This is a genomic window from Clostridioides sp. ZZV14-6345, assembly GCF_020657775.1.
GTDB classification, from domain to species: Bacteria; Bacillota; Clostridia; order Peptostreptococcales; family Peptostreptococcaceae; genus Clostridioides; species Clostridioides difficile_D.
The window spans coordinates 29910-50827 of sequence record NZ_JAGWCX010000010.1 but is presented as its reverse complement, the minus strand read 5'-3'; the positions used below and the strand labels follow the sequence as shown (position 1 = coordinate 50827).

22 protein-coding genes are annotated in these 20918 nt (G+C 27.9%); all 22 read left to right on the top strand.

Going from position 1 to position 20918, the window contains the following annotated elements; all coding sequences use genetic code 11:
- Positions 1-5: 5 nt before the first annotated feature.
- Positions 6-1256 carry a phosphoribosylamine--glycine ligase gene (purD, locus tag KGF39_RS04185; protein ID WP_227821317.1) on the top strand — a complete coding sequence of 417 codons (1251 nt, stop codon included), beginning with the start codon at positions 6-8 and terminating at the stop codon, positions 1254-1256.
- 24 nt (positions 1257-1280) lie between these two features.
- Positions 1281-5087 carry a phosphoribosylformylglycinamidine synthase gene (locus KGF39_RS04180; RefSeq protein ID WP_227821316.1) on the top strand — a complete coding sequence of 1269 codons (3807 nt, stop codon included), beginning with the start codon at positions 1281-1283 and terminating at the stop codon, positions 5085-5087.
- 448 nt (positions 5088-5535) lie between these two features.
- Positions 5536-6204 (top strand): transglycosylase SLT domain-containing protein, encoded by a 669-nt coding sequence (locus KGF39_RS04175; protein WP_227821315.1) that lies wholly within the window; start codon positions 5536-5538, stop codon positions 6202-6204.
- 8 nt (positions 6205-6212) lie between these two features.
- Positions 6213-6641: a YaaR family protein gene (locus KGF39_RS04170; RefSeq protein ID WP_227821314.1), complete on the top strand. Its 429-nt coding sequence runs from the start codon at positions 6213-6215 to the stop codon at positions 6639-6641.
- 23 nt (positions 6642-6664) lie between these two features.
- Complete coding sequence (locus tag KGF39_RS04165) at positions 6665-6979, top strand: FliM/FliN family flagellar motor switch protein (RefSeq protein ID WP_227821313.1); 315 nt, start codon at positions 6665-6667, stop codon at positions 6977-6979.
- A 150-nt stretch (positions 6980-7129) separates the two neighbouring features.
- Positions 7130-7405 (top strand): flagellar biosynthesis anti-sigma factor FlgM, encoded by a 276-nt coding sequence (flgM, locus tag KGF39_RS04160; protein ID WP_227821312.1) that lies wholly within the window; start codon positions 7130-7132, stop codon positions 7403-7405.
- A 4-nt stretch (positions 7406-7409) separates the two neighbouring features.
- Positions 7410-7826 carry a flagellar protein FlgN gene (locus KGF39_RS04155; protein WP_227821311.1) on the top strand — a complete coding sequence of 139 codons (417 nt, stop codon included), beginning with the start codon at positions 7410-7412 and terminating at the stop codon, positions 7824-7826.
- A gap of 17 nt (positions 7827-7843) precedes the next feature.
- Complete coding sequence (gene flgK / locus KGF39_RS04150; protein WP_227821310.1) at positions 7844-9154, top strand: flagellar hook-associated protein FlgK; 1311 nt, start codon at positions 7844-7846, stop codon at positions 9152-9154.
- An 18-nt stretch (positions 9155-9172) separates the two neighbouring features.
- Positions 9173-10105, top strand: a complete 933-nt coding sequence (gene flgL, locus KGF39_RS04145) for a flagellar hook-associated protein FlgL (RefSeq protein WP_227821309.1) — start codon at positions 9173-9175, stop codon at positions 10103-10105.
- A gap of 15 nt (positions 10106-10120) precedes the next feature.
- Positions 10121-10513 (top strand): flagellar assembly protein FliW, encoded by a 393-nt coding sequence (fliW, locus tag KGF39_RS04140; RefSeq protein ID WP_227821308.1) that lies wholly within the window; start codon positions 10121-10123, stop codon positions 10511-10513.
- Entirely contained in the window at positions 10507-10719 is a 213-nt protein-coding gene (gene csrA, locus KGF39_RS04135; protein ID WP_227821307.1) for a carbon storage regulator CsrA, read from the top strand. Before fliW ends, csrA begins: the two co-directional genes overlap by 7 nt.
- 21 nt (positions 10720-10740) lie before the next feature.
- Positions 10741-11136 carry a flagellar export chaperone FliS gene (fliS, locus tag KGF39_RS04130; protein ID WP_227821306.1) on the top strand — a complete coding sequence of 132 codons (396 nt, stop codon included), beginning with the start codon at positions 10741-10743 and terminating at the stop codon, positions 11134-11136.
- A complete protein-coding gene (gene fliS, locus KGF39_RS04125; protein ID WP_227821305.1) occupies positions 11136-11486 on the top strand; it encodes a flagellar export chaperone FliS in 351 nt (116 codons plus the stop codon). The genes fliS (KGF39_RS04130) and fliS (KGF39_RS04125) overlap by 1 nt, the downstream gene beginning before the upstream one ends.
- Positions 11487-11513: 27 nt before the next feature.
- Positions 11514-13037: a flagellar filament capping protein FliD gene (fliD, locus tag KGF39_RS04120; protein WP_227821304.1), complete on the top strand. Its 1524-nt coding sequence runs from the start codon at positions 11514-11516 to the stop codon at positions 13035-13037.
- Between the two features lie 2 nt (positions 13038-13039).
- Complete coding sequence (locus KGF39_RS04115; protein ID WP_227821303.1) at positions 13040-13375, top strand: flagellar protein FliT; 336 nt, start codon at positions 13040-13042, stop codon at positions 13373-13375.
- 101 nt (positions 13376-13476) lie between these two features.
- Positions 13477-14349: a flagellin gene (locus KGF39_RS04110; RefSeq protein ID WP_227821302.1), complete on the top strand. Its 873-nt coding sequence runs from the start codon at positions 13477-13479 to the stop codon at positions 14347-14349.
- A gap of 90 nt (positions 14350-14439) precedes the next feature.
- The gene (locus KGF39_RS04105) at positions 14440-16581 is read left to right on the top strand and encodes a glycosyltransferase (RefSeq protein WP_227821301.1); all 2142 of its coding nucleotides are present in this window, start codon (positions 14440-14442) and stop codon (positions 16579-16581) included.
- A gap of 624 nt (positions 16582-17205) precedes the next feature.
- Positions 17206-17631, top strand: coding sequence for an HAD-IB family phosphatase (locus KGF39_RS04100; RefSeq protein WP_227821300.1), 426 nt, complete (start codon positions 17206-17208; stop codon positions 17629-17631).
- On the top strand, positions 17628-17807 hold the full coding sequence (locus KGF39_RS04095; RefSeq protein WP_227821299.1) for an HAD hydrolase family protein: 180 nt from the start codon (positions 17628-17630) through the stop codon (positions 17805-17807). Before KGF39_RS04100 ends, KGF39_RS04095 begins: the two co-directional genes overlap by 4 nt.
- Positions 17780-18424 carry an NTP transferase domain-containing protein gene (locus tag KGF39_RS04090; RefSeq protein WP_227821298.1) on the top strand — a complete coding sequence of 215 codons (645 nt, stop codon included), beginning with the start codon at positions 17780-17782 and terminating at the stop codon, positions 18422-18424. Before KGF39_RS04095 ends, KGF39_RS04090 begins: the two co-directional genes overlap by 28 nt.
- A gap of 12 nt (positions 18425-18436) precedes the next feature.
- Positions 18437-19177, top strand: a complete 741-nt coding sequence (locus KGF39_RS04085; RefSeq protein WP_227821297.1) for a class I SAM-dependent methyltransferase — start codon at positions 18437-18439, stop codon at positions 19175-19177.
- Positions 19178-19214: 37 nt separating this feature from the next.
- Positions 19215-20690 (top strand): CDP-glycerol glycerophosphotransferase family protein, encoded by a 1476-nt coding sequence (locus KGF39_RS04080; RefSeq protein ID WP_227821296.1) that lies wholly within the window; start codon positions 19215-19217, stop codon positions 20688-20690.
- The last annotated feature ends 228 nt before the right edge of the window (positions 20691-20918 follow it).

Genomic DNA, 20918 nt, shown 5'->3' with positions numbered 1-20918 from the left:
ATATTATGAAGATATTGGTTGTAGGCGGTGGCGGAAGAGAGCATGCTATATGTTGGAAACTAAGCAAAGAAAAGAATGTAGAAAAAATTTATTGCGCGCCAGGTAATGCAGGAATTGCAAATGTAGCAGAATGTTTAAATATAGGTGATACTAATATAGAAGAACTTTTAAAATTTGCCAAAGAAAATAAAATAGGTCTGACAATAGTAGGACCAGAAGTACCACTAGTTATGGGAATAGTAGATGAGTTTGAAAAAGAAGGGTTAAGAGTATTTGGACCTAATAAAAAATGTGCTCAACTTGAAGGGAGTAAAGCTTTTTCAAAAGATTTTATGATAAAACATAACATACCTACTGCAAAATATAAAGAATATACAAACTTAGAAGAAGCTATATCAGAAATAGATAGCTTTGGATATCCGGTAGTAATAAAAGCAGACGGATTAGCTGCTGGAAAAGGTGTTGTAATACCTGAAAATAGAGAAGATGCTATAGCAACTTTAAAAGAAATGATGTCAGATAAGAAGTTTGGAACTGCTGGAGATAAAATAGTAATTGAAGAGTTTTTAAAAGGAATAGAAACTTCAATTTTGGCATTTGTAGATAATGATACAATAGTTCCTATGGCAAGTGCAAAAGACCATAAGAAGGTAAACAACTATGAACAAGGGCCAAACACTGGTGGAATGGGGACTTTTTCACCTAGTGAAATATATACAGAAGAATTAGCAAATAAAGTAAAAGAGACAGTATTAGAAAAAACTTTAGAAGGATTCAAAAAAGATGGACTTAACTTTAAAGGTATTTTATTTGTTGGTCTTATGATAACTGAAGATGGAGAAAAAGTACTTGAATATAATGTAAGATTTGGAGACCCTGAGACACAATCTGTTTTATTTAGATTAGAAACAGATTTACATGAGATAATGGAAGCTATATTGGATAATAAATTAAAAGATATAGAAATAAATTATAGTGATGATGAAGCTGTATGTGTTATGCTTACATCAGGAGGGTATCCAGACAGTTATGAAAAAGGGAAAATTATAACTGGTCTTGAAAACTTGGATGATGATATAGTAGTATTCCATAGTGGCACTAAGATGCTTGATGGTAATTTAGTTACCAATGGAGGAAGAGTAATTGGTATAACTGCAAAGTCAGCTACAGTTAAGGATGCAGCAGAAAAAGTTTATGAAAACATAAAGAAGATAAACTTTGAAGGAATGCACTATAGAACAGACATAGGAAGATAATTTTTCTAAAATGGAGGATAAGGTATGTTGAATACTGAAAATAAAGACTCAATGGTTAGAAGAGTACTAGTTGAAAAAAGAGAAGGTTTTGACCTTGAGGCTAAAGCTTTAAAAAAAGACTTGGTGGAAAGTTTACACATAAGTAATATAGAAAATTTAAGAATATTAAATAGATATGATGTAGAAGGAATATCAGAAGAAGTTTATGAAAATGCAGCAAAGACAATATTCTCTGAACCAAATCTAGATGTAGTATATTATGAAGAAATACCAGAATTAAATGGTGAAAGAGTGTTTGCAATAGAATTTCTTCCTGGTCAATATGACCAAAGAGGTGACTGGGCAGCTCAATGTGTCCAAATCGTAAATCAAGGGATAAGACCTGCCATTAATACAGCAAAAGTCTATATATTATCAGGTAAAATAACTGATGAAGAGTTTTCTAAAATAAAAGATTACTGTATAAATCCAGTAGATAGTAGAGAAGCATCTTTAGAAAAACCAGAAACATTAAAAATGGAAACGGAGATACCAACAACAGTTGAAGTATTAGATGGATTTATAGATTTAGATGAAGATGGATTAAGAACATTTGTAAGTGAAAAAGGGTTAGCAATGACTTTAGGAGATTTACAACACGTTCAAAAATATTTTAAAGATACAGAAAAGAGAAATCCAACTATAACAGAAATAAAAGTTCTAGATACTTATTGGTCTGATCATTGTAGACATACTACTTTTATGACTGAAATAGAAAATGTAAAAATAGAAGATGGTAAATTTAATAATATAGTAAAAGAAGCGTATCAAATGTATCTTAACTCAAGAGACAATGTATATGTAAATAGACACAAAGATATATGTTTAATGGATATAGCTACAGTTGCAGTAAAAGAATTAAAGAAAAACGGAAAATTAAATGACCTAGATGAAAGTGAAGAAATAAATGCATGTAGTATAAATGTAGATGTTGAAGTTGATGGTAAGATGGAAAAATATTTAGTAATGTTTAAAAATGAAACTCACAACCATCCAACTGAAATAGAGCCATTTGGTGGGGCAGCTACTTGTTTAGGTGGAGCTATAAGAGACCCACTATCAGGAAGAAGTTATGTTTATCAAGCAATGCGTGTTACAGGAAGTGCTGACCCAAGAACAACTTTAGAGGATACTTTGCCTGGAAAACTTATGCAAAGAAAAATAACTACAGAAGCTGCTCATGGATATAGTTCATATGGTAACCAAATAGGTCTTACAACTGGGCAAGTTGCAGAAGTATATGATGAAAACTTTGTTGCAAAGAGAATGGAAATAGGTGCTGTTATAGCAGCAGCGCCAAAAGAGAATGTAGTAAGAGAAAGACCTGAAGCAGGAGATGTAATAATTCTTCTTGGTGGAAAAACAGGAAGAGATGGTTGTGGAGGAGCAACTGGTTCATCTAAAGAACATAGTGAAGAATCAATCTTAACTTGTAGTGCAGAAGTTCAAAAAGGAGATGCTCCTAACGAAAGAAAAATACAAAGATTCTTTAGAAATAAAGAAGTTGCTCAAATGATAAAGAGATGTAATGATTTTGGAGCAGGTGGAGTTTGTGTTGCTATAGGAGAGATTGCTGATAGTTTAGATATAAACTTAGATTTAGTGCCTAAAAAATATGATGGACTTGATGGAACTGAACTTGCAATTTCAGAGTCACAAGAGCGTATGGCAGTAGCTATAAAAAAAGAAGATAAAGATAAATTTATACAATTAGCAGTAGAAGAAAACTTAGAAGCTACACATGTAGCTACAGTAACAGATACGGGATATTTAAGAATGTTCTGGAATGGAAAAGCAATTGTAGATATAAATAGAGAGTTCTTGGATACAAATGGAGTAAAACAAACTACTGATGTTCATGTTACTAAAGTAGATGAAGAAAATACATTCTTTAATTCTAATGAAATAATAAAAGATGTTAAGTGTGCAAGTATGAAAGACAAGTTTACAAAAGTATTATCTGACCTTAATGTTTGTTCTCAAAAAGGATTAGTTGAGATGTTCGATAATACAATTGGTGGTAATACAGTGCTTATGCCATTTGGAGGAAAGTATCAAGCTACTCCAACTCAAGGTATGGTTGCTAAGATACCAGTACTTGGAGGAGAAACTAATACTTCTACAATAATGACTTATGGATACAATCCAAAGGTAGGAAAATGGAGCCCATTCCATGGTGCTTTATATGCAGTAGTAGAATCTGTGTGTAAATTGGTTGCTATTGGAGGAAATTATAGTACAACAAGACTTACATTCCAAGAGTATTTTGAGAAACTTGGTAACAATCCAGAAAAATGGGGTAAACCATTCTCAGCACTTTTAGGGGCGTTCTATGTACAAAGTAAATTTGAGATACCTGCTATAGGTGGAAAAGACAGTATGTCTGGTACATTTAAAGATATTGAAGTTCCACCAACACTAGTTTCATTTGCTGTTGATACAGTAGATGCTAAGAAAGTAGTATCTCCAGAATTTAAAAAAGTAGATTCAAAAGTAGTAATGTTATGTGTAAACAAGGCAGAAAATGATGTTATAGATTTTGAAGAATTAAAGAGAAACTTAGACAAAGTAAGAGAACTTATACATGGAAACAAAGTTTTATCAACATACGCATTGGGATTTGCAGGTGTAGGTGAAGCAATAAGTAAAATGGCTTTTGGTAATAAAATAGGATTTAAGTTTAGTGAAGAAGCTGAAAAAGTATTTACAGATGATAAATTATTTGAGGCTAGTTATGGAAATATAGTACTTGAATTAGCAAATGATGATTTGAGTATACTAGATGGATATAATTACATAGTGCTTGGAAGTACAGTTAAAGAAGCTAGTATATTCATCAAAGGTGAAGAACTTTCACTAGATGAATTATATAAAGCACATTGTAGTACTTTAGAGCCTATATTCCCAACTAAAACAGAAGATGTAAAATCAAAGATAGAGACTATAAGTTATATATCACAAGGAGAGGCTAAAAAATCATCATTAAGTATAGCTACTCCAAGAGTGTTTATACCAGCATTCCCTGGAACAAACTGTGAATATGACTCTGCAAGAGCATTTGAAAGAGCAGGAGCTAGTGCAAATATAAGAGTATTTAAGAATTTAACTTATAAAGACATAGAAGATTCTATAGATACAATAGTAAATGAAATAAAATCTTCTCAAATAATAATGTTACCAGGTGGATTTAGTGCTGGTGATGAGCCAGATGGTTCTGGTAAATTTATAGCTACTGTATTTAGAAATCCTAGAGTACAAGAAGCTATAAATGAGTTTTTAACTCAAAAAGATGGTCTAATGCTAGGTATCTGTAATGGATTCCAAGTACTAATTAAATTAGGATTAGTTCCATATGGAGAAATAAGAGTTCCAAGCGAAAATGCACCAACACTTACTTACAACAATATTGGTCGTCATCAAGCTAAGATTGCTAGAACTAGAATTTCATCTAATAAATCTCCTTGGTTAGCTCAAACTAATGTTGGAGATATTCACAATATAGCAATTTCTCATGGAGAAGGTAAATTTGTTGCTAGTGAAGATGTTATGAGAGAATTAATTGCCAATGGGCAAGTAGCAACTCAGTATGTTGATTTTAATAATGAGGCTACTTATGATATTGAGTTTAATCCAAATGGTTCATTCTATGCTGTTGAAGGTATAACTAGTGCTGATGGTAGAGTGTTTGGTAAAATGGGACATTCTGAGAGAATCGGAGAGGAAGTATTTAAGAATATCATAGGTGAAAAAGACCAAGAGATATTTGAATCTGGAGTTAAGTATTTTAGATAAAGCTCTGATGATTAACTGTTAGTTACAATATATATTTTAGATATTTAGATTTGAAGAGATGTAATAATATGATGATAATCATTTAATATTACATCTCTTTTTATTTATGTAAGAAATAATAAGTTCAACTTAAGTTAAAATACAAGCTGTGTTATAATTAATTAAAATTGATTGTTTATTAGTAGTAATTATAATAAAGGAAAGTATTAATAAAAAGAGTCTAGTAGTCAATTAAAAAAATAATTAGTAAATAATTTAAGTATAAATATTTTTTTTATTTATCCGATAATCATAATGTAGTGAAACTAAATTTAGAGTTTTAATGAATATAAAAGAAATTAATTTAACAAAGGAGTCTATAACAAGAAGACTTTATAGGAACTCAAGTATCTTGAATTATATAAGGACAACTTTAAAGTTTATAAAATTTAGAAAGGGGAGTTTTATTTTGAACGAAATAAGTTCACTAATAAATATATTGGCATTGACACAATTATCTGGTAGTAATACCACAAATCAATGCAACTGTGGATATAATAATTCGTCTGGATTTGACATGATTATGATGACATTGTTGAAAGCATTATCACAAAATAATCAACAAACCTCTAATGGATATAATTTATCATCTAATTCTGAAAAACTGTTTAATGAACTTGATAGTGTAGTAAATAATACAGTTGGTAAGTTTATTGAAGTTGATACAAAAGATAAAAGTGTAAAGTCGAGAATTGAAAATGCTGTAGAGCAAGCATCAAAGAAATATAATGTAGATGCAAATCTTATAAAGGCAATAATTAAAGTTGAATCAGATTTTAACCCAAATACTGTATCTTCTGCTGGGGCCAAGGGTCTTATGCAACTTATGCCAGAAAATTGCAGAGATTTAGGAGTAACAGACCCTTTTAACATAGAACAAAATATAGATGCTGGGACTAGACATATTAAGGAGTATATAGATATGTTTGGAGGTAGTATAGAAATGGGATTGATGGCATATAATGGTGGACCTGGTAGAATGAGAAGTAGAGGCGTAGAATCAATTTCGGACTTGTATAAAATGCCAAAAGAGACACAAAATTATATACCTAAGGTTATGAAATATTATAGAGGGTAGAATTTATTATGGGTATAAATATAGACAAGCTAAATATAAGTCCAAGTAGAAGTATAGAAGTTAAAAAAACAAAGGAAAATAACAAGTTTTCTGATAGCTTAAACTTTGTAAAACAATCTTCTTCACTAGAAGATATAAAAAAGAATTTAGATAGTGTAAAAAAGGCTGGGGAAAGGCTTGTACTTACACAAAATTATGGTGATATTAGTAGATATAAAAATGCAGTAAAAGAATACCTAAAATCTGTTGTAGATAATATGTATTCACTTGATAAAAGTGGTGGTTTCTGGGAGCATCAATATTATAAGAATGTAAAGATTATTGATAACAAACTTGAGAATATGACTAGTAAACTACTTAGTGAAGAAAAAGAAAATATAGATATTGTTTCTACTGTTGATATGATACAAGGTTTATTGATAGATATGTATAGATAAGATTACACAAGGAGAAAATTTTTATGAATAGCAAAAAAGAAGATATATATGAATTGAATTTTGGTCAATTAATAGAAGAAAAGACTGGGATTATAGAGGAAAATCAAAATGTTTTTAATGCGAAAGTAAATGTGGCTGTTTCCATAGGAAACACAACAGAAACAATAAAAAAAATATTAGATTTAAAAGAAGGTTCTATAATAAAACTAAATAAGAATGTAGATGAAAAATTAGACATATATGCAAATGACAGGTTGTTTGCTTATGGAGAAAGTATTATTACAAATGAAACATTATATGTAAGATTATCTAAAATAGAAGATTCAGACATAAATTAATACTTTAAAAAATATCCCCTTAGATTATTCTATATTAGTTTAATCAAGGGGTATTTTTATAAAAAATTTAAAATCTATTTGAATCATATAAATATTTTTCTTTTTTGAGCGATAATTAAAATATAAGGATGTAATTTTGGAGGTGAGGTTATGAATATTAAAAGTGTAAGTTCAAATATTGTAGTAAATAATTATCTAAAGAATAAATCGGATGTAAAAAAGGTGCAACAAGTTCAAAAAGCTGATAAAACAGACAAGATAGAACTATCTAAATTTGCAAAGGAAATGTCAAGTGTATCAAATATGAGCGATGAAGCGACTAGAAATAAAAAAATAGAAGAAATAAAAAGTGCGTTAGAAAATGGAACTTACAAAATTAAACCAGAAGAAATTGCTAAAAAAATGATAGAGGAGATGCGAGGATAAAGTCATGATTGCAGACTTAAAAGTCATAATATATGAAGAAAAAAAGATAATTAGTAATATGATGGAATTACTAAAAGAACAATTTGATTATATAATTGAAAAAGACTTAGAAAATTTAAATAGGTTGAATCCTAAACTAGAGGATATTAGTAGAGAACTTGCATCTATAGAAATAAAAAGAAGACAACTTTTGGGGGATGATGTTTCAATGAGTGAAGTTGTTGAAAACAGTCATGATGAATATTTAAAAGAAATATATATAGACTTAAAGCATATTATTGTTTTAGCTAAAAATCAACAAGAATCAAATGATTCTTTAATGAAGAAAGAACTTATTTTCACGAAAAAAATGATTAATTTCATAAAACCAGCTGATAAACAAATTACAACTTATAATTCTTATGGAAATATTAGAAAATAGATATTGGGAGGAGAAATATGGCAGGATTATTTTCCATTTTAAATACAGCTAATTCAGGAATGAATGCGCACCAAAAATCAATACAGACAATTTCTCATAATATAAGTAATCTAGATACAGACGGTTATTCTAGGCAAAGGACCGATTTTGCTACAAATAGTCCAATGTATATGCCTAGTTTGAGCAATTCAATTGGAAGAGGACAATTAGGTACTGGAGTACATGTAACAGATGTAACAAGAGCTAGAAATAGTTTTTATGATTACCAATTTAGAGCAGAAGCTCATAAGTATGGGAATACAGTTTCAAAATATGATTATTATAATACTATAGAAACTATACTAAATGAACCGTCAGATTATGGAATATCTGCAGGTATAGATGATTTTTTTAAAGGATGGGAATCATTATCAAAGGATATAAATAGTGAAAGTAGAAAAAGTCTAGTGGTAGAAAATGCATCTAATTTAGCAACTTTAATAAGCGAAAGTTATAAGAAGCTTGATAAGTTAAAAGGAGATATAGATTCTAATATAGATACTGAGATAAAACAAATAAATGACATGTTAAAAAGTCTTGAAGACTTAAATAAATCTATTGATATTATCTCTGGTTCTGGTTCTACGCCAAATGATTTGCTTGATGAAAGAGATAGAATATTAGATAACTTGAGTTTTAAGTTAGATCTTGAAAATAGCGATGTTAAAAATATGCTTTCAGATGGTAAATTGGAACTTAATGAGTTGAAAAATGCAGATGGAACTTGGAAAACAGGTATATCAGGAACTTTACAAGGTTTGTTTGAAATGCATGGTAAAATTGATACATATAAAAGCGACTTAAAAGATGTATCTGATGGATTAGCCAAACAGATAAATGATGCTTATAATGCATCTGTTGGAATAACTGTAAGAGATTTTTTTGTAACCTCAAATGTAGCTGGTGAAGATATTATAAAAGTAAATCCAGCGATAAAAAGTAATCCAAATGAATTAAAGCTTACTACTCAAGAAGCTTCAAAGATTGCTAAGTTAAAGGATGAAAAAATAGATATTGGGCCAGTTGGTGGAAAAGTAAGCACAATAAGTGACCACTATAAGGCTTTTGTAGAATCGGTAGGTTTAGATTCTCAAAAAGTTAATCAAGATGAAGTGAATCAACGTAAAATTATAAATAATGTTGATAATTCACGAATGAGTGTTTCAGGTGTATCTTTAGATGAAGAAATGGCAGAACTCATGAAAGTACAACGTTCCTATCAAGCTAGTGCAAAAGTTATGTCAACAGCAGTACAACTATTGGATGTTGTAATAAATGGAATAATCTAATAAAAGGAGGATTTTATAATGAGAGTTAGTACAGGTATGATGTCTAGTGGTTATCTAAATTCATTGCAAGATAATTTACAAAGATTAGACAAGGTCAATAGACAAGTTAACACGACGAAAGAAATAAATAAACTATCAGATAACCCATATAAGGCAATAAAGATATTGAACTCAAAAAGTGAAATAAAAACTATGGAAACTTATATTGAAAATTGTAAAGATACAGCAGATTGGTTAGAAATGACAGATACTTCATTAGGCCAACTTGGTAATTTATTAGCAGATATAAAGAAGGGGTTGGTATCAAGTGGTAATGGTTCATATTCAGATGACGAAATAAAAACTATTAGTAATTCAATCAATGAAAAAATGAAAGAAATAGCAAATGCTTTAAATGCAACACATGAAGGTAAGTACATATTTTCAGGCTCGGATACGGGCACACCACCTGTTGAGTGTGTAGATAATGCTGATGGATCAGTAAGCTTAAAGTTTAATTCTAGTATAAATCTTAATAAATTAAATGATTCTTTGAGTGTGGATGTAGCTCAAGGAATCAGTGTAGATTATAATGTTAAGTTGAGTAGTCTTGGATTTGATCCAACAAAACCTGACCCTTTTGAAAAGTTAAATAATATATCAAAGAAACTAGCAAATCCAAGTGATGCGAATATAAAAGATTTGACAACAACTTGTTTAGGTGATATGGAGAATCTAATAAATAATACAGTAAATGTTAGGTCTATATATGGTACAAAGGCAAATACGGTGGATACTATGAAAGAAAAAAATGATGAAAGTTTGATACAGTTAAAGGATATTTTATCGCAAAATAATGAGATAGATTACGGGGAAAAGCTTGTTCAATTAAAGGCTGCAGAATTAACTTATCAAGCTTCACTACAAACAGGAGGAAAGTTATTTAATGTATCTATATTAGATTATATATAGTAAAATAACGCAGTCATGATGAAGGTTACATTAAAAAAAGGAATACTAGGATTTGAAAACTTAAAAGAATATGAGCTTTTGGATATAGAAAATGAAGATATTTTAAAAGAATTTAATTCTACTGAAGAAGATTGTATAGGATTTATTGTTGTATCACCATTTAAAATTATTAAGGAATATGAAATAGTCCTAAATCAAGAAACAATAGAAAAACTTGAAGTAAAATCTCCAAATGATATTATATTGCTTAATATAATCACTATTGGTCAAACACTTGAAGAATCAACTGTGAATATGAAAGCACCTATAGTAATAAATGTAAGAAATAATTGCGGAATGCAAATAATTTTACAGGATGAGGAATATTCAATATGGCATCCATTATTAAGAGGTGATGGTGGATGCTAGTAATTTCGAGAAAAAAAGATGAAGCAGTGCTTATAGGAGATAACATAGAAGTAAAAGTTGTAGGCGTAGATGGAAATAACATAAAATTAGCCATATCTGCTCCTAATAATATAAGTATCTTAAGAAAAGAAATATATGAAAAAATAAAAAATGAAAATATAAAAGCCACAAATAAAAATCTTGAAATCTTAAAATCATTAAAATAAAACACTTGGAGGAAGTAATATATGTATGGAGAAAATCCTTATAATTCTTATAAGCAAAATGCTATTTTTATGGCATCAAAAGAACAATTATTGCTTATGCTTGTTGATGGTGCCTTAAAATATACAAAAATGGCCAGAGGAGCTATTATAGATAAAAATACACGAAAAGCACATAGAGAGCTTATAAGAGTTCAAGATATATTTACAGAGCTAATGGTTACATTAGACCAAAATGCAGGTCAATGGGCGAAAGATATGTATAGAGTTTATGATTTTGTAAGATATGAACTTTCAAGGGCAAATATCAGAAAAGATATACAAATAATAGATAATGTATTACCTGTAATAGAGCAAATTAAAGATACATGGCATGAAGCTGATAAAAAAAGTAAAGAAGAAAGAAGTAGGTATAAATAATGGAGTTAAATTTAACTGAATTAAATGGCTTATCAAAAGAAGAATTACTATTGATACTTGTAGATGGTACAGTCAAATATACTAATATATCGAAAGTTGCACTTTTAAATAAGGACTATTTAAAAGCACATAATGAACTCGTTAGAGTTCAAAATATATTTGCAGAATTAATGGTTACATTAGACCAAAGTGCAGGACAATGGGCAAAGGATATGTATAAAGTTTATGAATTCATAAAACACGAATTAGCAAAGGCTGATATAAAGAAAGATATTAAAGTAATTGATGATATATTGCCAATAGTAGAACAAATAAGAGATACATGGCATGAAGTATATAATAAACTATAAATATAATCATGATGGGGGGATAAATATATGTCAAGTATAAGTCCAATAAGAGTTACAGGTCTTTCAGGAAATTTTGATATGGAAGGCATAATAGAAGCTAGTATGATTAGAGATAAGGAGAAAGTTAATAAAGCAAAACAAGCGCAACAAATCGTTAAATGGAAGCAAGAAATATACAGAGACATTATAAAAGAATCAAAGAATCTTTATGATAAGTATCTAAATATAGCCTCTCCTAATAGTATAATAAGTAAAAATGCATACTCTGCTACAAGAATCACTAGTTCTGATGAAAGCATTATAGTAGCAAAAGGCTCGGCTGGTGCAGAAAAAATAAATTATCAATTTGCAGTTTCTCAAATTGCTGAACCAGCAAAAGTAACTATTAAATTGAATTCAAGTGACCCTATTGTTCAACAGTTTCCTCCAAATGCTAGTGGAGCAAGTTCTTTAAATATAGGTGGTGTAAATATACCAATATCTGGACAAGATACTACAAGTACTATTGTAAGTAAGATAAACTCACTTTGTGCAGATAATGATATAAAGGCTTCTTATAGCGAGATGACAGGTGAATTGATTATTTCGAGAAAAAAGACTGGTTCGTCATCAGACATTGATTTAAAAGTAATTGGAAATAACAATTTAGCTCAGCAAATTGCTAATGATAATGGTATTACATTTGCAACTGATGCTAGTGGGAACCAAGTGGCAACTGTATATGGAAAAAATCTAGAAGCTGATGTAACTGATGAACATGGAAGAGTAACGCATATAAGTAAAGAAGAGAATTCATTTAATATAGATAATATTGAGTATAATGTAAATTCAAAAGGAACTGCAAAGCTGACTTCTGTTACTGATACTGAAGAGGCTGTTAAAAATATGAAGGCATTTGTGGATGATTATAATAAATTGATGGACAAGGTCTATGGTTTAGTTACTACTAAAAAACCAAAAGGTTATCCACCTCTTACAGATGAGCAAAAAGAAGAGATGACAACTGAAGAAATAGAAAAGTGGGAAAAGAAAGCTAAAGAAGGTATACTTAGAAATGATGATGAGTTAAGAGCTTTTTTTGAAGATATTCAGTCTGCATTTTTTGGAGATGGAAAAAATATTGTTACATTAAGAAAACTAGGTATCAATGAAAGTGAAAATTACAATAAAAAAGGTCAAATATCATTTAATGCAGATGTTTTTTCAAAGGCTCTTATAGATGATAGTGATAAAGTATACAAAACACTAGCAGGTTATTCTTCAAATCATGATGATAAGGGGATGTTTGAAAAGTTAAAAGATATTGTATATGAATATTCTGGAAGTTCAATTTCTAAACTTGCTAAAAAAGCAGGTATAGAAAAGACTGCTTCTGCCAGTGAAAATGTATATTCAAAACAAATTGCAGAGCAAGAAAGAAATATAAGTAGGCTAGTTGAAAAAATGAATGATAAAGAGAAAAGACTTTATGCTAAATATTCGGCTTTGGAATCTTTGTTGAATCAGTATTCTTCCCAAATGAACTACTTCTCACAAGCACAAGGTAATTAGTTATGGATAAATTAAAAGAAAAACTAAATTTATATAAAGACATATCTTTACAAATTATAAATTTGATTGAAAAAGAAGAATATATAAAGATAAGTAGTAAATTAGGTGAAAGACAAGAGATTATAAATAGTGTAAGTGAAATTGATAGAAATGATTTTATACAGTTTTATAATAGAATGGAATTAATTGAAATTGATGATAGAATAAGAGATATTTTACAAGAACAATTATTAGGAGTAAAAAAAGAATTACATGAGTATAAACTTACTAAAGAAGTGAACACAATGTATTATAGCTTAAATAGAGAAAAAGTAAATATTTTTAATAAAAAAGTATAAAGTTATATATTAGCTTGTCCGATTATATAAGTGAAAGATTAATAAAAAATGTAAAAAGTAGAAATGACAAGGATGTCAACTATACTAAGGAGGGTAAAATAATGAGAGTTAATACAAATGTAAGTGCTTTGATAGCAAATAACCAAATGGGTAGAAATGTAAGTGCACAAAGTAAATCTATGGAGAAGCTATCTTCTGGGATTAGGATAAAGAGAGCTTCTGATGATGCTGCTGGGCTTGCTATATCTGAGAAAATGAGATCTCAAATAAAAGGTTTAGACCAAGCAGGAAGAAACGTTCAAGATGGTATATCTGTTGTACAAACAGCAGAAGGTGCATTAGAAGAAACTGGTAACATACTACAGAGAATGAGGACTTTATCAGTACAATCTGCAAATGAGACTAATACTGCTGAAGAAAGAGAAAAGATAGCTGATGAATTGTTACAACTAAAAGATGAAGTTGAAAGAATATCAAGTTCAATTGAGTTTAATGGTAAGAAGCTACTTGATGGAAGCTCTTCAACAATAAGATTACAAGTTGGAGCAAATTATGGAACTAATGTTGCAGGTACATCTTATAATAATAATGAGATAAGAATTCAATTAGTAAATACTGCAAGTATAATGTCTGGAGCTGGTATAACAACTACTACAATAGCAAGTCTGAAGACTGGTGGAACTACAGGAACAGATGCAGCTAAAGCTATGGTATCTAGCTTAGATGGAGCTCTTAAGAGTTTAAACTCATCAAGAGCAAAATTAGGTGCACAACAAAACAGACTAGAATCAACTCAAAACAATTTAAATAATACTTTAGAGAATGTTACGGCAGCAGAATCAAGAATAAGAGATACAGATGTTGCTTCAGAAATGGTTAACTTATCTAAAATGAATATATTAGTTCAAGCATCACAATCAATGCTTGCTCAAGCTAATCAACAACCACAAGGGGTTTTACAATTATTAGGATAGAATATTAGTATATTGAATAAAAAAGAAAGGATAAGGCTTTGCTTTATTCCTTTCTTTTTTTAGAAATATGATTTTGAAAGGAAAATATATATGTTACTTAGTATAGTTATGATGGTCAAAAACGAAGAAAAGATACTTGAAAAAACTTTAAAATCATTAGCCACATTGAGAAATTCAATAGAGAGTGAACTTATAATAGTTGATACAGGTTCTACAGATGACACTATAAGAATAGCAAAACAATATACAGAAAAAGTGTACTTTCATAATTGGAATGGTGATTTCTCTAGTATGAGAAATATATCTATATCATACGCTAAGGGTGAATGGTTACTTATATTGGATGCAGATGAAGTATTAATTGATTCTTCAAATATTATAAAATTTTTTGAAGATGCTCTTGATAAAAAATTTAATTCTGCATCAGTAAGACTAAAAAATCTTTATTCATTTGATAAAAAATTATATGGATATTGTTCAGTTTTGAGATTTTTCAAGAACGTTGATTTTAAATACTGTGGTAAAATTCATGAACAACCAATGTATAAAAATCCTATATTTAATAATATTGCTGATTTTGAACATTATGGATACTTGTTTGAAGATGAAGAGATAAGAATAAATAAAGTAAAAAGAAATGAAAAGCTGTTACTTGAGGAATTAAAAGAAGATGAGAAGTCACCATATACAAATTATCAAATAGGGAAAAATCTTATTATATTAGGAAAATATCAAGAAGCTTTAGATTATCTAGAAAAGTCTTATAAATTATACTCAAAATTAGAAATAGTACCTGGATACTTGATAACAAATCTTGCAAAAGTATATTTATATTTAGGAAAGGCTAAAAAGTGCGAAAAATTATGCTTAAAATATATTAATAAGGACAGAAATAACATTGATGTATATTATCATATTGCACAAGCACAAGTTGATTTAGGAAAGTATGAGAATAGTATAAATTCATATAAAAGATATATTTATTTGCTAGATAATTACGAAATGAGTACACAAGCAAATAGTTTGCTTTCAGATACTGATGCTGTAGGATTTAGAGACGAGGCTATAATTACATTGATAAAAATTTATTATAAGCTTGAGAAATATGATTTAGTAATTTCAGAGTATGATAATATTGAAGCTGTGGAAAAAAAGAAGAATGTGTACTTTAGCTTATTTATGTCCTTATATAAATTAAATAGATTTGAAGACATAAAAAACTATTATAGAGAGATTCAAAATTCGAAGGTTGAAAGAGATAGTTTTTATAGAAGTATGGAAGACTTTATAAATAGTATAAAAGATGATGAGAAAGAGTTCATATATAAAAGCCTTTGTGATATTGAAGGTAATTATGGTCTTTTGAATAAAATAAGAATAAACAAACATGTATCATTAGATACATGTAGAAAAATACTAAATGAAGAAAAAGATATAGTTTATGCAAGTGTTATAAAAATAGCTTTTGAAGAAAAAGTTGACTTATTAGACATTTTTTACAATATGGAATACGTTTGGATAGAGAAATACTTAAGGTATATTTTAGCCTTAGAAAGAAGTTTTAATGTATCAATATATAAATATATAATTAGTTGTCCTAATACATCAGAAATAGAAAAGATAAGAATTTATAAAGTTATATCTAAAGTTCTTTTAGAAAATGTTAATTTAAGTGATAAAAAATATAAAGAACTTTTTTATATTTATATGATGTACTCTTATAAATACATAAAATACATATATAGCAATTTAAATGATTGTGAATTAATAAAGTTTGTTTGTAATGATATAGATAAATTTACTTTAGAATTTAAGCATCTACTTGATGGTAAAAGGAAGATAAATAGTCCTAATGAAAAATTAGAATATCTACATAATATGAGAAGATTATTAAATGAATACCCTTTTTACAATAGAATAATAAAAATCTTTATGAGTGAATTAGAAGAAAGTATAACAGAAAGTGAAGAATTTAAATTATTAAAAGATAATTTTATTATTCGTATAGAAAATATGATTGAGAATGGAAAAATAAATGATGCAAAATTATTGATTGAAGACTACTCAAAAACATTTACAGATGATGTAAAGATTTTAAATATAAAGGCAATTTTGTTTATGTGTGAAGCTAAATTTGAGGAAGCTGATTTTGCATTAAAAAAGGCATTATCACTAGACTTAGAAAATGAGGATACTATATATAATATAGAGTACTTAAAAAGTTTAAAATAAATTCAAAACTAGGTTATTTAGAAAATAAGAATATCAATAACAGTTAATGAAAAATCTAATAAAAGATTGAATACATACATATAAAAATAATGATATAAAATTTACTAGTACAACAATATATATCGATATTGACATGAAATAAAATAGAATATACTCAATGATTTTAGTATATAGATGATTTGATTCAAGGGAAGCTAATTTTATCATATTTACTTATAATAATAGAATAGACAAGCATGTTAAAAAAATAATATCCTAAAAACGAAGATTTTGCACATTAAGACAATTTTTTAGCAATTTCAATGATTTTAGTGTTTTAAAATAATTGAATTAACTCGACATAAAACAGCAGTATTTGTAACAATTGAATTTTTATCAAGTTATTTTAATACTTAAAAACCATTTATAGAGTATTTTTGTTAGTTAAGAACGCAAGATTTCTTTATTTTGATAAGATTTAGTTTTTAGCTTTTTTGATTGAGCTATATATTGTTTTATAATAAAAATTAAAATTATATTATAAAATTATGAACTCTGTAAATTTATTGAAATTTCTAACTCAATATTGTTTGATGTACTTATTACTCAAAAATAGGATTTTATGTTTCAATGAAAGGGGATGAAATGAAAATTTATAAATTTGTTTTTGATTTAGATTCAACATTAACTAAACAAGAAATACTTCCTGAGATTTCTAAGTGTATAAATAAATATGAACTTATGCAAAATCTTACAAATGAAACTATGCTAGGAAATTTATCTTTTGAGGAAAGTTTTAAGAAAAGAGTTGATTTATTAAAATATATTCCTATTTCTAAAGTTAAAAGTATAGTTACTAAGATTAATCTTAATGAAAAAATTGTAAAGTTTATAAAAGAAAATCCAGATAGATGTACTGTCGTAACAAATAATTTAGATCTTTGGATTTGTGATTTAATGAAAGAGCTTTCTTTAGAAAATAAATATTATTCATCTATAGCTCATTCAAATGGTGATTTCATTGATAAAATTAAAGTTATAATAAAAAAAGAAGATATTATAAAAAAATGAAAGGTCCTATAGTTGCAGTTGGTGATGGTAGTAATGATATAAAAATGATAGAGAATGCTGATATTGGAATTGGATTTGGAGGGGTAAGACCTATAGCTCCTGGAATATTGAAAGTATGTGATTATGCATTTTATGAGGAAGAAAGTTTATGCAAACTACTAAAACAATTGTTGTAAACTGTGCAGGTAGAGGAAGTAGGCTAGGATTAAATTCAAATAAGTCGTTAATAGATATAGATGGAAAGCCATTAATAATAAGACAATTAGAGTGTCTTGATGATTATGATGACATACGTATTGTAGTAGGCTTTCAAGCAGAAAAATTAATTGAAGTTGTATGTTCTTATCGTAAAGATATAATGTTTGTATTTAATCATGATTACTTAAATACTAAGACTGCTGCAAGTTTATCTTTAGGCAAAAAATATTCTAGAGATACTGTTATATCACTAGATGGTGATATACTTTTTTTCAAAGAAGATTTCGATAATTTTGTTAACACAGATGGAGAAATTATTGGTGTATGTCAACCCTATACTAAAGACCCTGTCTATGTTAAAACAGACTTTATTAATGGTGGAGAGTTTGCTACAGAGTTCTCAAGGACAAATGGAGATTATGAGTGGACAGGTATGTTTAAAATATATTCTAAAAATTTAAGCTCTGGTACAAATCATGTATATAAAATGATTTCACCCAACTTACCACTTAAAATAGCACATGTTGAATTAAGGGAAATTGATACACCTGAAGAATATAATGAAGCTTTAAAATGGTATAGGAACAAAAAATAAAGGAGATTTTATATGGATAATTCAACGAGAATTTATGAAAAACATGTAGATATAAAAAAAGACACGGTACAAAACTTTTGGAATAAACGAGCTAAAAAATATATTCCAGATAATCCTTATGTTTCAGTGAAATGTAATGATCAAAATCCTGATTATGCTAACACTTTAGACAAATATGAAAAAGAAATAATAATTCCTAAACTAAATATAACTAGAAATTCAAATATATTGGATATAGGTTGTGGGGTAGGTAGGTTAGCTGATGATATAGTTCCTATATGTAACTATTACCTTGGGACAGATTTTGCTGAAGACTTAATAGCTATTGCTAAAAAAAGATTTCCTGATAATGACTGTGATTTTCAAGTATGTGATTTTACCAATACTCCATATGATACAAAAATTAAATCCAAAATGCCATTTAATACGATTCTATTGGCAGGAGTAGCAATGTACATTAATGATGATGAATTAAAAATAGCATTGAAAAATTTATTAGAAATATTAGATGAAAAAGCAATAATATATATGTCTGGACCTATTGGTATAAATAAAAGATTAACTTTAAAAGAATTTTATTCAAAAGAATTAAATTCAGAATATAATGTTATATATAGAACTATAGAAGAATATGAAGAAATTTTAAAACCATTACTAGAGGAAGGATTTGAAATTGTTGAAAACAAAAGCTTCTTAACAAATATAAATCAATACTCTGATACAGAAAGGCATTATTTTATACTAAAGCGATAGTTTTAATATAAATAAAATTAAAATTGAGGTGAATCTGATGAACTATAATAAAAAAAATGAAGTTTTAAATCTTATACAAATACTTATAGAGGGTATTGATTACATAAAAAATAATAATTTAAGTGAATCAATAGTTAATTCATCTCTAGAAGCTATTAATTATATGAAAAAATATATAAATAACTCTGGAAGAAGCAACAAAAACTTGTTGAATTTAATTGATGAAACTTATGTAAAAATTTTAAGACTTTCCATGTATAAAAATATAAGACTTATTGAGGATTATGAACTTATCATAAGTAATTTAAACTATTTATCAAATATAATAGAAAATAGTCTAAATAAAAAAACTAAAATTGTATTTATGCCTTATAATGCTAAAATGTGGAATAGCTTAGAAAGTATCTGGAAATCTGCGGTTTTGGATGAGAAGTGTGACTGCTATGTAGTTCCCATACCTTATTACAAGTTAATTGATACGCCTAATGGTATAACTCAAATATATACATATGAAGGTAATGATTTTCCTGAAGATGTTCCAATAATACATTATGATGATTTTGATTTATCTAAGGAAAAGCCTGATATAATATATGTTCATAATCAATATGATGATTGTAACAATGCGACTATGGTAGATAGTAATTATTTTTCTTATAACTTGAAACGATATACTAATATGCTTGTATATGTTGCTTATGGAATATCTGGAACTTATCCTGTTAGTTTTTACTTAAATGTTTATGGATTTATAGCATCTAGAAATTTCGATAAGGTTATTGTGCAATCTCCTGCATTTGAAATTATAGCAGAATGTAGTGGCATAAATAAAAATAAAATATTAACAATGGGGTCTCCGAAATTTGATTCTTTAATTTACAATTTAAAACAGAATAATATAAATAAAGAAAATGAATCTAAATTAAAGGGTAAAATCATTTTATTATGGACAACTAATCTAATGAAAATACCTAATGGTAAAGATGGTGTTATTGATGAGATTGAAAATGTGTTTGATATTATTGAAAATAGCCAAGAGTATGGTCTTATATATAGACCACATCCCTTAGAACTTGAGTATGTAAAATCTAAAGTTCCAGAATGTTTTAATAGATACAAAGCTTTGTTAGATTCAATATCTACAAAAAATAATATTATTTTAGATGACTCTGTATCTTACTATGAATCATTCAACTTATCTCATGCTTTAATAACAGATAGGTCTTCTGTATTAATAGAATATATTCAAACAAAGAAACCTATATTAATTTATGATATAAATATGGAACATGAATATTATGATTCAAGAATCTTTGATATATTTTCAAATTATGTAGTGGGAGAAGATGGAATGGATTTAATGAAATTTATGAACTTAGTAAAAAACAATAATGACTATAAGCTAAATCAAAGATTAAATTCTTTAAGTAGTGTACTATCAAATACAGACGGCAGTTGTGGTGAAAAAATACATACTAATATACTAGAATATGTTTTAAATAATCATATTTAATTAAAATCAATTCATAAGTAGGTAAATTTAGGTTTGGAAAATAGTTAAAAACCTATCAATTTCGATAAATATAAAATGATAAAAGGGCAAATTAATTAAAGTTTGACCCTTTATTGTTTTATTCTGTTAGCTTATATGACATTTTAAATTGTATTCATATATAATAAGTCTAAAATAAAATTTATCAAAAGTAGTGAAAAAATACAAGTTTTTTAACAACGAAAGAGG